The sequence below is a fragment of the Armatimonadota bacterium genome (assembly GCA_013359125.1).
GTDB lineage: Bacteria > Armatimonadota > Fimbriimonadia > Fimbriimonadales > GBS-DC > JABWCR01.
Genome location: JABWCR010000013.1, coordinates 37,517 through 50,866, shown reverse-complemented (window position 1 = coordinate 50,866; position 13,350 = coordinate 37,517). Strand labels below are relative to the sequence as shown.

Annotated in this window: 7 protein-coding genes; all 7 read right to left on the bottom strand. The window is 59.1% G+C overall.

Features of this window, described 5'->3' with window-relative positions:
- Window positions 1–45 precede the first annotated feature (45 nt).
- On the bottom strand, window positions 46–2,544 hold the full coding sequence (locus HUU60_07535; protein ID NUL82557.1) for a sodium-translocating pyrophosphatase: 2,499 nt from the start codon (window positions 2,542–2,544) through the stop codon (window positions 46–48).
- Window positions 2,545–3,097: 553 nt separating this feature from the next.
- Window positions 3,098–4,048 (bottom strand): aldo/keto reductase, encoded by a 951-nt coding sequence (locus HUU60_07530; GenBank protein ID NUL82556.1) that lies wholly within the window; start codon window positions 4,046–4,048, stop codon window positions 3,098–3,100.
- On the bottom strand, window positions 4,045–6,540 hold the full coding sequence (locus HUU60_07525) for a tetratricopeptide repeat protein (GenBank protein NUL82555.1): 2,496 nt from the start codon (window positions 6,538–6,540) through the stop codon (window positions 4,045–4,047). Before HUU60_07525 ends, HUU60_07530 begins: the two co-directional genes overlap by 4 nt.
- Before the next feature lie 59 nt (window positions 6,541–6,599).
- Window positions 6,600–6,848: a hypothetical protein gene (locus HUU60_07520; GenBank protein ID NUL82554.1), complete on the bottom strand. Its 249-nt coding sequence runs from the start codon at window positions 6,846–6,848 to the stop codon at window positions 6,600–6,602.
- A 50-nt stretch (window positions 6,849–6,898) separates the two neighbouring features.
- Window positions 6,899–8,302, bottom strand: coding sequence for a chromosomal replication initiator protein DnaA (gene dnaA / locus HUU60_07515; GenBank protein NUL82553.1), 1,404 nt, complete (start codon window positions 8,300–8,302; stop codon window positions 6,899–6,901).
- 386 nt (window positions 8,303–8,688) lie between these two features.
- Window positions 8,689–9,717 (bottom strand): Holliday junction branch migration DNA helicase RuvB, encoded by a 1,029-nt coding sequence (gene ruvB, locus HUU60_07510; protein NUL82552.1) that lies wholly within the window; start codon window positions 9,715–9,717, stop codon window positions 8,689–8,691.
- A 60-nt stretch (window positions 9,718–9,777) separates the two neighbouring features.
- Window positions 9,778–13,296, bottom strand: a complete 3,519-nt coding sequence (locus HUU60_07505; protein NUL82551.1) for a hypothetical protein — start codon at window positions 13,294–13,296, stop codon at window positions 9,778–9,780.
- Between the last annotated feature and the right edge of the window lie 54 nt (window positions 13,297–13,350).

Below are 13,350 nucleotides of genomic sequence, written 5' to 3'. Positions count from 1 at the left end.
TGGCCATCTCGCCCCGCATAGTATACATCGGGTTTAGGTTTGCAGCTAGTGCGCTTTTACCAGCTTTCCTGTCTGGATTCTCATGCCGTAGAACGACCGATGGACAAAGTAGAGACAACCCAGGAACAGCAAGCCCGCTGCAATATGTCGCTGGTCGGTCGTCAGTTGCTCGGCCAGTTCGACCGCCAGCAACCCAAAGAGCGTGGTGAACTTGATGATCGGGTTCATCGCGACGGACGAGGTGTCCTTGAACGGATCGCCGACCGTATCGCCTACGACTGTGGCCGCGTGCAGATCGGTGCCCTTCTCTTTCAGTTCCACCTCTACGATCTTCTTGGCATTGTCCCATGCGCCGCCGGCGTTAGCCATAAAGAGCGCTTGGAACAGGCCGAACAGCGCGATGGCGATCAGGTAGCCGATGAAGAAGAACGACTCGAAGCAGGCAAACGCGAGCGTGCCCAAGAACACGGTGAAGAAGATGTTGTACATTCCCTTTTGCGCGTATTGGGTGCAGATCTCGACGACCTTTTTGCTGTCTTCGATCGACGCCTTTTCGACGCCTTCTAGCTTGATGTTCTTCTTGATGAACTCGACCGCTCGATAGGCGCCCGTCGTTACGGCTTGGGTCGATGCGCCGGTGAACCAGTAGATGACCGCGCCGCCCGCGATCAGACCCAGCAAGAACGGCGGATAGAGGATGGAGAGTTTGGCAAGCAGTTCGGGCTGCAGTTTGTTGGTCAGCATCAGGATGATCGAGAAGATCATCGTGGTTGCGCCGACCACCGCCGTGCCGATCAAGACCGGTTTGGCCGTTGCCTTAAACGTATTGCCCGCACCGTCGTTGGCCTCCAGATTGTGCTTGGCCAACTCGAAATTGGCGTCGATGCCGAAGTCTTTTTTAAGCTCCGCTTCGATGTTCGGCTGCGATTCGATCATGGAGAGCTCGTAGACGGACTGAGCGTTATCGGTTACCGGGCCGTAGCTATCGACCGCGATGGTAACCGGCCCCATGCCCAAAAAGCCGAAGGCCACCAGACCGAACGCAAAGACGGCCGATGCGTCGTGATTGTTGATGGTCATGAGCTGACCGAGCCCATGCGAACTGAGCCACCAGGCGATGCCCATCAGGCCGGTGATCGTGGCGCCCAGCCAGAACGCGCTGTAGTTGCCAGCGACGAAACCGGAGAGGATGTTGAGCGACGAGCCGCCTTCCCTGGATGACGTAACGACTTCGCTGACGTGCCCCGATTCGGTGGACGTAAAGACCTTGACCAACTCGGGGATGATGGCGCCCGCGAGCGTTCCGCAGGTAATGATTCCGGCCAGCGGCAGCCACAAGTTGTCGTTTCCGTCCAGCGTGGGGATGAGCATCTTAGAGGCGATAAAGGTCAGGCCGATGGAGAGGATCGAGGTGATCCAAACCAACGAAGTGAGCGGCGCCTCGTAGTTGAATTCATTAGCCGCCCCATATCTGGCCTTGGCGATCGCGTCGTTTACAAAGTAAGCCACCGCGCTTGCGGCGACCATGATGACGCGAATGACGAATATCCAGACTAACAGTTGAACCTGCACGGCTGGATTGGTAACCGCCAGCAGGATGAAGGTGATCAGCGCGACGCCGGTTACGCCGTAGGTCTCGAAGCCGTCTGCCGACGGACCGACCGAGTCGCCTGCGTTGTCGCCTGTGCAGTCTGCAATGACGCCCGGGTTTCGAGCATCGTCTTCCTTGATCTTGAAGACGATCTTCATCAGGTCGGCGCCGATGTCGGCGATCTTGGTAAAGATTCCGCCCGCTACCCTAAGCGCGGCCGCGCCGAGCGATTCGCCGACTGCAAAGCCGATGAAACAGGCGCCCGCATAGTCGCCGGGGATGAAGAGCAAGATGCCGAGCATGATCAAAAGTTCGACCGAGATCAGCAACATGCCGATGCTCATGCCTGCCTTGATCGGAATGGCGTAGCAGGGGAACGGCTTGCCGCCCAGCGCCGCAAACGCCGTGCGCGAGTTGGCAAAGGTGTTCACGCGAATGCCGAACCAGGCTACCACCATGCTGCCCGCGATGCCGACCAGCGAGAAGATCAGGATGATTACGACCTTGACCGGCTCGAACTTTAGGAAGAACGCAAAGTAGGCCGTGATGACCGCGCCGATGAAGAACCAGAGGATGGTGATGAACTTCATCTGGGTCAGCAGGTAGGTCTTGCAGGTTTCGTAGATCAGTTCGCTGATCTCCAGCATCGACTTGTGCACGGGCATGCCCCTGAGTTGGGAATAGACCGCCAGCCCGAACACCATACCGAGCAGCGAGACGACGATGCCGATCATCAACAGGTTGTGTCCCGACATGCCCAGAAAACTGGCTGTTGCAGTATCGGACAGGTTGGGGACGACAAGGTTGGCCTCGCTGACGTGCTCGCTATCGGGGCTTGCCAGAGCCAGGCCAGAAATCAAAAAGGCGACCGGAGTCGCCAATCGGTATCTCAATGCGCAAAGCGCAAGCAGGGTCAACAGAACAACGGGCGCTAGGAACGCTCCGGCAGCCATCCAAGCCGCACAGAGCGACGCCAGCGCCATGCCCGCGGCGATCGGCGCAATCGCGCTGCTTCGCCTGGCGGGTAACGGTCGGCGTGAAAATCGCATCCGTAAAATCCCTCCTTCGGATCGGTTCGCCCCAAAGCGCATGCCTCCATGCAACCGAAACGGGCGATTAAAGCGGCCTAATTATAGCCGATGGCCTGGCTTGAAGTCAAACGACCTCAGGGCATGAAGGGCGTGCAGCCCGGCGATGGGCGACCTTATTTGGATGGGATTCGTACTCAAAATTGTGCTACATTTCGAAAAAATCCCGTTCGGACGGAACGCCAGCCTGTTCTTTTAGGCTCGCGGGGACGATCGCCCTCCCGGTCCGCTCTTTCGGCTCGCGGGGACGCTCGCCCTCCCAAAGGCTCGCCCTCCCGGTCCGTCCTGGCCTGTTCTTTCGGCTCGCGGGGACGCTCGCCCTCCCGGTCCGTCCTGGCCCGTTCTTTCGGCTCGCGGGGACGCTCGCCCTCCCGGCCCGTCCTGGCCCGTTCTTTGGGCTCGTGGGGACGCTTCGAAATCAGTTGATCGGCGGCGGTTGGCTGGCTTCGTTGAGCCGTTTTTGCTCTTCGGGCGGCAGGGGGCCTGGCCAGTCGTTGAGGATCCATTCTAGCTGCTCCGGGTTTCGCGCGCCGATGATCGCGCTGGTTATAGCCGGATGTCCGAGCGTCCAAGCAATGGCGGATTGGACCGGCGGTCGAGGCAATTCTTGCAACATCCCGGCCAGTTTCTGCCCGCGTTCCAGATTGTGCGGCAGAGCGCGAATGCGACGGAATAGTTCGCTCTCGGCGCCGCGCGTGCCGGGCGGAAACGGCTCGCCTTGCCGGTATTTGCCGGTCAGAATGCCGCCCGCCAAGGGGCTATAGACCATGACGCCGATTTGTTGATCGAGGCAAAGGGGCAGCAGTTCGGTCTCTATCGCGCGATCGATCAGGTTGTATCGCGGCTGAAGGCTCTCGAACCTTGCCAAGCCGAGTTTATCGCTCTTCCAAAGCGACTTGGCGAGCTGCCATGCGGCGAAGTTGGAGCAACCGATGTAGAGGACTTTGCCTTGGCGCACCATATCGTCCAAGGCGCGGAGGGTTTCTTCTATCGGCAGGCTGTCGTCCCAGCGATGAACTTGGTATAGGTCGATGCGGTCGGTCTGAAGTTTGCGCAGGCTGATCTCCAGTTGTTGCATCAGGTGGTAGCGCGAGAGACCCTCGTCGTTCGGGCCATCCCCCACCCGGCCCCGCGCTTTGGTGGCGATGACAACGCTGTTCCGTCGGCTCTTAAGCGCTTTCCCGACGATTTCCTCGCTCCTTCCAGAAGCGTAAACGTTCGCCGTATCGAAGAAGTTGATGCCCGCGTCCAGCGCGCGCTCGATCATGCGGATGGAAGTCGGTTCGTCCGCCTCGTCGCCCAGAGTCATGCAACCGAGGCAGAGTTCGGAGACGCGAACGCCGGTTCGGCCGAGGAGTTTGTAGTTCATTGGTTTCTCCGGGCGTGGGCGGCTTCGGCTCTTTTCAACATCTCGATGGCGTCGGTCTTGTTGGGATGCCTTTCGACCACTTCGCGCAGGGCGTCGACCGCGGCGCCGAACTGTTGGGTCTCGATCAGCAGGGCGGCCAATTTCATTCCGGCTCCGAAGTCGTCCGGCGCCGCCTCAAACAGCGCTCGGTAGGCCTTGACCGCAACGCTGGGCGAGCCATGCTCCTCGGCTCGGACGGCCCATCGACGAAGCAGCGAAACATCTTCGGAACGGAGGGCGGCCAGGCGCTCGTAATAGGGCAGCGCGGCGGCAAAGGCGCTCTGGTTCTCGAACATTGCGATCGTCGTGTCCAAGATCACATCGTCGTTCGGTCGCGCGCGCAGCGCCTGGATGCAGAATGCCGAGGCCTCGTCCGTGCGCTTCTTCGTTATCAGGTAATCGACGTATCGTTGGACCGCGACGCGCTGACCGCTGAAGCGCCGGGCCTGGGTTTCGACCGACTTTTCGTAGACGTCTTCTCTGTTGAGCTTCGCAGCCACCTCGAAGAAGACGGGATAGATGGCCATATCGTCGGGATTGGCCGCATTGGCTTCTTTTAGGACTTCCAGCGCCTCGGACTCCCGATTGAGAGCGCGGATCGAGAAGGACATATGGAGGCGCCCCCAGGTGTCCGTCGGATCCATCGAGGCGAGCTTCTTGAAGTAGCCGATCGCCTCTTCGTGCTGGTTTTGGCTCTTAAGAAAAAAGCCGTAGTAGCCGTAAAGCCGCTTGTCGTCGGGTTTGGCGGCGATGGCGTCCTCAAAGAGTTTTCGCGCTTCGGGCATTCGATCGTGCTTGGCCAGGAAGATCGCCAAGTTGCCATAGAGCGGCGTAGGATCGGAGAGCTTGGAAAAGTAGGTTTTGAAGGCGTCTACGGCATCCGGCACGCGCTTTTGCGCGGAGAGCATCTCGATCAGTTTGCCAAAGGCGAGAGCGCTGGGCGGATCGCCGAATGCTGCCTCTCGGTAGGCGGCTTCGGCCTCCGGCATTTTGCCCATTTTTTCGTACATGCCGGCGATAGAAATCTTGGCATTGGGCGAAAGGTTTTCGAACTCGGCCACTTTCTTATAGGCTTCGATCGCTGCCGCCCAATCTTGCTTGGCTTCCAGAGTTTGGGCCTTTGCGGCCAGCGCGGACGCATCCTTTGGATTGAGTTTGAGCACGGCATCGAACTGATCGATGGCCTCTTGATAGCGGGATTGGCTGCGCAGAAACTGCCCGTACTCCATGCGAACATAGGCGCTATCGGCGAAGGCGGCGATTGCGGCCTGATACTCGCGATCGGCCATTTGAGGCTGGTTGTGGGTGGAATAAACATGAGCGATTTTGATCAATGGGCGCGGATCGTCGGGAAGTTCGGCATACCATTGGCGGCACAGGCGAATGAGGAGGTCGGTGTCGTCGATGTGGGCAAAGACCTCGGATTGGCCTTCGTAGGCGCGTCGGTTCTTGGGATTGGCCTTGAGCAGTTCGGCATAGACCTTCTGAGCCTGTTCATATTGCCTTAGCTTGAGTTGGCAAAAGCCGATCTCGAGCATCAGTTCGCCATGGAGCGGGCTTTTGTCGTCCAGAAGTTGGGCAGCGGCCACAAAGTGTTTGAGCGCAGGGGCGAAGTTCTGTCGTTCGCCCTCTAATGCGCCGGCGCGCACCAGGGCGTCGATGTTGCGGGGGTAGCGCTTGAGGACTTCGAGGTAGTCGGCCAAGGCTTCGTCCGGCCGCTTGGCGTTCTCGTGGATGACGGCTCGTTTTAGGCGGCTGGGCAGGTCGTCGGGCTGAATCGACAGGACTTTGGTGTGCGCGGTCAGCGCCCGATCCGGTTTCTTGGCGGCCTCCCAGGCCATGGCGGCGCCTTTCCATGCCGCGATATAGTTGGGACTCAGATCGGCAGACTTTTGGAAGGCGGCTGCGGCCGCGTCGAATCGATTCAGTTCGTATTCGGCCATGCCGATGTTGTAATGGGCGCGAAAGTCCTTTGGATTGCGTTTGGCGGCGATTTCGAACTGGGCTTTGGATCGCGTCCAGTCTTGTCGACTAGCGGCGGCCATGCCTTGCATGAAGGGGGCATCGGCCGAGTTGGGGAACTTCTGGGTCATTTGGTCGGCCAGTTTTTGGGCTTCTGGAAGTCGACCTTGCCCCAGATAGAGCGCGCCTAGCTGATTGTAGTGCGAAATGGCGCTCGGCTGATGGAGGATGGCCTGTTTTAGGTGGTATTCGGCCTTTTTGGGCTCGTTGGTTTGAACGTAGAGGAATGCGATATTGTGGTGGGCGCCTGCTTGCTTGGGGTCTTTGTGCAGGAGTTGTCGATAGGCTTCGATGGCTTCCTTGATTTTGCCTTGATTGGTCAGCGCGACGGCACGGTTGAACTGCGTTTGGCCAGTGGGTTGCGGTTTCTTGGCTTGTGCAGGCGCTTCTACATAGATGAAGAGCGCGAGGAGGATGACGAGTAGTCTCATGGGCTATTGTTAGACGATTCGGGAGGTCTTTCGGGTTGGCAAATTATACCTATTTGGGGTCAATATCCCTCCTTCTCGACGTCCCAGTCGAAGAACTTCTTCATCAAGTCGGGCGGGATGCGGCGAGAAGCGACCCTCATGCGGATCTCGCGCTCCGAGGCGTTTGGATAGCGGGACCGGACATCGATCGTGTGAAGCGCCTCGGCGGCGGCGTTGAGATCGAACACTATCTTGAGCTTTTGGACGGGCGACATCTGCCGGTAGAGCTCGATCTGGAGCCGCTCGAAATCCTCGGGCGTTTTGGCCATGGTTGACCATGATGGTGCCGCATGGCCTATCTGATGGGAGGGCTGGGCCTCTAGAGCGCGTACAGCTTGCGTTTGATGGCGGCAATGCGGGCGTCTAAATCTGCGTCTTGGGCTCGCAATCGATTGACCGTTTCGTAGGCGTGGATCGCGGTCGTGTGGTCGCTGCGGCCAAACGCGACGGCGATGCGGGCCCATGGTTCGTGCGTCAATTCCCGCGCTAAGAACATGGCGATCTGCCGGATTCGGGCGATTTCGGCTTTGCGACCGCTTTTGGTCAGTTGCTCGGGCGTCAGGTTGGCGGTCTCGCAGACGGCCTTTAGGATTTGATCGATAGAGACGCGCTCTGGCCGGCAGTCTGTCAGATAGCCGCGGAGCGCATCGATGGTCAGTTCGAGCGTGAACGGACTGTCTTGATGGATCGAAGCAAAAGTGGCCAATCGGGTCAGGGCGCCTTGGAGCGACCGAGCGTTGGCTTGGGCCTTTTCGGCGATCCAGAGCACGGCTTCGTCGGGCAGCGCCAATCCCAGTCCCTCGCTCTTTTTCTTGAGGATGGCAATGCGAAGTTCGAGGTCTGGCTGGGCGATGTCGGCGCAGAGACCTTGCTCGAAGCGCGTTTTGAGCCTGCCGCTGACGGCGTCCAGTTCCATGGGCGGGCGGTCGCTGGTCATGACGATCTGCCGGTCGGATTGATACAGGAAGTTGTAGATGTGAAAGAACTCTTCCTGCGTTCGGTCTCGCCCGCCGAGGGTCTGAACATCGTCGATCAGCCAAAGGGTAACGCTGTGGTGGAGCGCTCGGAAGGCGTCCATTTTGTTAAGTTTGATGGCATCGACATATTGAAGGAGGAAGTCTTGGGCGCTGATGTAGATGACTCGGGCGGATTTGTCGCGCTTGAGGGTTTCGTTGCCGATGGCTTGGAGCAGGTGCGTTTTTCCGACGCCGGGCGGGCCATAGAGGAAGAGCGGGTTGTGAGCGGCGCCGGGGTTGGCCGCTGCGGCTTTGGCGCCCGCGACGGCCAGACGATTGCTGGCGCCTTCGACAAACTGGGCGAAGGAAAACTTTGAATTGAGCTTGGGCCGCGGCATCTTGGGTTGCGAGGCGGGTTCGCGCGCGACTGCGACTGTTGGCTCGATTTCGGGCTGTTCGTTATCGGACGCCACCAATTCCAAGGTCAGATTCTGGCCCAGTTCGTTGTTCAGGGCGGCTTCGATCCGCTTCGATTCTCGCTGCATGACCCAGTTTCGGCTGAACTGGCCGGGCAAAGCGAACACGGCGCGGTCGTCTGTAAGCGCGACCGGCGTCATTTGCAGGATGTGGGCAACGCTGCTTTTGTTGGCGCCGTTCTTGATCAAGGGCAAGACGACGTTCCAGGCCCTTATCAACAGGGGTAGGCGATCGTCTTTGTCCAGAATCAGCTGGTCGGGAGACCGAGTAGCGACATTGCCAACTTTCATGGCTCCTCCTTGAGAGCATGGGATGATTGCGAGAGGCGCGAGGGTCATTGTAGCACGGCCACGGGGCCGAATCCACAATTCCAGCGAAGCCACAGAGCCGTTCTTAGGCGATTGTGGCCATTTATGGACAATTGAGACCAAATATGAGACTCGTCGTTTTTGGGTCGATTGGTCTCCATTCCGGTTCCGTCGGTTTTCAATCAGTTGAGAAAAGTTCTTCGGCAGATACTACATGCTGTGGAACCTATTTGTCCCCCTGCTTTGGAAGCGCCGCGACTCGTGCGGAGAGCCGATGCCGCCTGCTCTTACAATCGACGTTTTTCGTCAAATTTTCGACGTTTTCTGGCGATTTTTGCAAGCCGATATTTTTGTATGCATTCGGGAGACTACGTATCGAGTTCCAACGAAGGCTGGTTTTTGGGCGGCGCCGCTCCAAGGTGCTGGTAGGCGAGCGGCGTAGCGCTCCGTCCGCGGGGGGTGCGCTGTAGAAAGCCCATTTGCATGAGGAACGGTTCGTACATATCTTCGATCGTGCCCGCATCCTCGTTGAGCGAGGCGGCCAAAGTGTCCAGGCCGACCGGACCGCCGCCGAACTTGAGGATGACCGATTCGAGGATTTTGGCGTCCATCTCGTCCAATCCGAGCGGATCGACGCCCAGGCGTTGGAGCGCGTCTTGCGACAAGGCGATCGTGATGCGGCCGTCGCTTTCGACTTGGGCAAAGTCGCGCACGCGGCGCAAGAGGCGATTGGCTATGCGCGGCGTGCCGCGCGAGCGCTGGGCGATCTCGTCGATGGCTTCGTCGTCGATCGGCACGTCGAGAATCTTGGCGGATCGGCGAACGATGCGCTTCATTTCGTCCAGATCGTAGAATTGGAAGTAGTGGACGATGCCGAAGCGGTCGCGCAGGGGCGAGGTGAGCAGGCCGGCTCGGGTCGTCGCGCCGACTATGGTAAAGGGCGGCAGATCGAGCCGGATGGAGCGCGCCGCAGCGCCTTTGCCCAGCACGATATCGATCTGAAAGTCCTCCATACCGGGGTATAGAATCTCTTCCACCGGTCGGCTGAGGCGGTGGATCTCGTCGATGAAAAGCACTGCGCGGGGTTCGAGGTTGGTCAGGATGGCTGCCAGGTCGCCCGGGCGCTCGATGGCGGGGCCGGAGGTGGTGTGGATGGGTGCGGCCATCTCTTGCGCGATGATGTAGGCGATGGTGGTTTTGCCCAGTCCGGGCGGGCCGAACAGGAGGACGTGGTCGAGGGCTTCTTGGCGCTGTTTGGCGGCGCCGACAAAGACGCTGAGGTTGGCGATGAGTCGCGTTTGGCCGATGAATTCGTCGATATGCCGGGGCCTCAGCCGGTTTTCGGCCTCTCTCTCTTCTGGGAGGTTTTGGCCGGACAGGACCCTCTCTTGGCTCATGTAGACAAGTGTACCCTATAGGTCGGCTCGTCTGACAGAGTTTCAGAAGCGATCGTTTTATCACCTTGCCGGGCGTTCGATGACCGAGTAGGTCCTGCTAGAGCCGTTGGTGCAGTAGACCCTGTTGGTATAAGGGTTGAGAGCGGCGTAGCGCGGTTCGTTTTGAACGGTTATGTTTTTGATGGTCGCGCCGTTGGCCAGATTGATGACCCGAATTGAGCCCGGCGTCCCGCCGCGGACGAGGTAGCCGTGGTTGAGGAACGGATCGACCGCTATTCCATAAAGCGACTGGTGATTATTGAACGAAGTCTCAAACTCGTCGGTCGTTCCGTCGAACACTTCGACGCGGCTGCGGGATAGGTTAGCGGTGTAGATTTTGTTGGTGAAGGGATTGACCGCAATCTCGACCGACTGATTGCCGATGTTTAGCGACTTGATCCTTGTGTTGTTGGCGCCGTTGAACACGTCGAGCTGTGTGCCGCCGCGGTAGAGCATGTAAATCTTGTTGGTGAATCGGTTGACGGCGATGCCATAGACGGCGGTCGCCTCGAAGCCTGTCGACGAGCAAGCGATCTGTGTCAGTTTGGCGTCTGTCGCTCCATCGATTACGGCCAGTCCTGGAATGTTGTTGACGTCGTCGATGACGTAGGCGGCGTAGACGCGATTGGTACCTGGATTGACGCCGACCCCGCCCGCGCCCGATCCACCAAGGGAAATGGTCTTGACGATGCTGTTGTTCCATCCATCGATGACCTTTATCTGAGAGCTGACGTTACGATCGAAGCTTTCGATCATGACATAGATCTTGTTCGTGTTCGGGTTGACAGCGATGTAGCCTGGGCGATGCGTGTTTTGGGTCAGGTTGAGATTGATGGCCGTGATGCGGGAGTTGTCGATCAAGTTGTAGACTTCGACCGTTTTGTCGGTTTCGCAAGAGACGTAGAGACGGTTGGTAACGTGATTGACGGCGAGTTTTGTGGGGGGGACTCCTGTCGCCGGATTTGAGAGCACGGCGTAGTCGGTTCCTTTCCCGAAATTTTCGAGCACGACGGCCAGGTCGGTGTCGTCCACGTTGCCGCTGTCGTTGAGGTCGCCCGCGCGCACGCCGGTTTGTCCGAAGTCGGTCAATACGAGCGCGAGGTCCGCGTCGTCGACAAGGTCGTTGCCGTCCGCATCGCCCGTCCGGCGGTAGATGGTCGCTGCGTACATGCCGCGTCCATGTGTGGCAGCGACAAGGGTGTCCGGGTTCTTCCAGAAGAGTTCGTCGACCGTTACGTTGACCGGGCCGTCGTTGGTCGGCTTCCAGGTTCGGCCGTCGTCGAAGGAGGTGTAAACGCCGACGTCGGTGCCTGCATAGAGCCATCCGCGCTTTCGAGGCGAGAGGGCAATGGTTGAAACCGGCACGTTAGGAAGGGATTGTGCGGCGACGCCGTTGCCTGTCCTTTGGGTCCAGTTTGTGCCGTCGTTTTCGGTTACCCAAAAGTTGCGAGGCTGATAGCCCATGAAGGAGACATAGACCCGGCGGTGATTGAGCGGGTCTATGAGCAGTTTGGAGACCCAGCGCTTGGGCAGATTGGGGTCGTTGAGGTCGACGCGCGTAAAGGTTGGAGTCGCGTTAGTCGCATTGGCGCTAAAGTAGATTTGGCCATTGGTGTACGCGATCCATAGGACGTTCGAGTTGCCTCTGGCGACGGCGATGGCCGAGATGTTGGGATTGCCCGTTATTGGACCTCGAATTGCGGTCCATGTCGGTCCGGTTGTCGCGGTGTTGGCAGTCTTGACATCGTTGGATCGCCAGAGGGATCGGCCGCCCACGTAGGCGCGGTCGGAGTTGTTGGGGTCGAGAATGAACGGGGCGATAAAGTTGATGGTCTGATTCTGGGCGTCTGTGATGCGGTAAGGCGCAGCCTTCCAGACCCAGGCCGTACCGTTCCAATGTTGGCCGTTGATGAATTGCGAGGTAGCGCCGCCGTCGGTGGATCGGGCTATGCCGCCATATTGGCTAGAGCCGTACAGCGCGTTGCTATCGGCTCGGTCTGCCGCGACGAATCCGCCGTCGCCGCCGAGGAACTGCGTCCAGTTTTCCGTGCCGCCTCGCGTTCTGATCGTGCCGTTGTCCTGAGTACCGCCGAATATTGTGCGGCCGTCGGCGCTGGCAATGCCGTGATAGAACTGGGTTACGCCCAGTTCGTTGTTGAGCGCGGTCCAGCCTGTATTGGTCGTAACGGCGGTTACGTCGTTAGTGCGGTATACGCCGCCATCGTTGCCGAAGAAGACGGTGCGGTTGTTGGCGCCGCCCGTTCCATAAGTTGGATGATGGACGATCGCATGGTGGTCGGCGTGAGCGGATTGGGCCGGGGCGAGCTGCCAGTCGCTGACTCTAGTCAAGGGAAGCGATGTGCCATTATCGGTTCCGCGCCAAAGATCAATACCGCCGACGACGACGCGGTTTGCGTCGGTCGGATCGACCCAAAGGGCATTGGTCCAGTATCCGATCGAGGTGGTTTGAACGGCGAGATAGTTGTTGCCGGTATTGCGTCTAGAGTAAGTCTGGCCGCCGTCTGTCGAGCGCCAGACCTCTCCGAGGTTTCGGTCTACGGAGGCCCAGACTGTGGCGGGCGCGCTTCGAGCATAGGCCAGTTCGACCCGGGCTCCGCCCAATCCGGTCGCGGTCTGCCAGTTGCGCCCCCCATCGGTGGAATAGAGCGCCGATCCGTTGGCGAGACCGGCTACGGCGCGATTGCCATCGGTGGGATGGAAGTCCACATCGACTACGCGCTGGGTAATGTTGTTGGCGCCGATCTTTCCATAGATCCATGCGCCGCCGCCGTTAAACGTGTAGAAGAGTCCGGCGTTGGTGGCAACGAGCATGATGGCCGCGCTAGTCGGCGAGATAGCGATCCGGTTGACGTAATAGAACTCGGAGCCGTCGGTGGTTAGGATTTGGTTCCAGGTTTGGCCGGCATCCGTCGATTTGAAGATTCCTGCGCCTCTCATGGAGCTATAGAGAGAAGCGCCTTCGTTTCCGCCTGTGAAGCTCTCTCCCGTGCCGACATAGATAACGTTTGGATTGCCGGGTTCGAAGGCCATGCACGATATGGAGATGGAGGCGAGAAAGTCTCCGATAGGGAACCAGTTGGCGCCGGCCGAATTGGTGCGCCAGACGCCGCCGGAGGCCGCGCCTGCATACATCGTATTGTGATTGGTCGGGTGGATCAGGATTGCTCGTATTCGGCCGCCGATATTGCCTGGGCCGAGCCAGACCCAGTTGGGCCGGACGACTCCGGCCATTTGGACGCCTGGGCCGTAATGGAATTGGAGCGCTTCGTCGAGTTGGGCCTTTGCGGCGAGGAGCGCGCCGTGCGGGATCGTACCGTCTTCGCTGAGGCGCTGTTGGTTGCGGAAGATGAGCGCTTGGTGGCCGTCCGTGGGTTGTTGGGGCGGGGCGGCGAACCAGGGCGTTTGGAGGAGGTCGATGAGTTTGAAGTCGTTTTGGAACGGCGGTTGGCTCCATTGAGCGGAAGCGACGGCTATAAAGGCTGGGGCTAGCAACGCTGCACTGATTAGTTTTCGATACATCGGGAGCCTCCTATCGATAGAAATTATACGCAAGAAGGAGTTAAAAAAGCAAAA

Coding starts and splice junctions, on each gene's coding strand:
- HUU60_07535 (NUL82557.1), bottom strand. CDS start 2,544: ATGGCTGCCGGAGCGTTCCTAGCGCCCGTTGTTCTGTTGACCCTGCTT.
- HUU60_07530 (NUL82556.1), bottom strand. CDS start 4,048: ATGAACTACAAACTCCTCGGCCGAACCGGCGTTCGCGTCTCCGAACTC.
- HUU60_07525 (NUL82555.1), bottom strand. CDS start 6,540: ATGAGACTACTCGTCATCCTCCTCGCGCTCTTCATCTATGTAGAAGCG.
- HUU60_07520 (NUL82554.1), bottom strand. CDS start 6,848: ATGGCCAAAACGCCCGAGGATTTCGAGCGGCTCCAGATCGAGCTCTAC.
- dnaA (NUL82553.1), bottom strand. CDS start 8,302: ATGAAAGTTGGCAATGTCGCTACTCGGTCTCCCGACCAGCTGATTCTG.
- ruvB (NUL82552.1), bottom strand. CDS start 9,717: ATGAGCCAAGAGAGGGTCCTGTCCGGCCAAAACCTCCCAGAAGAGAGA.
- HUU60_07505 (NUL82551.1), bottom strand. CDS start 13,296: ATGTATCGAAAACTAATCAGTGCAGCGTTGCTAGCCCCAGCCTTTATA.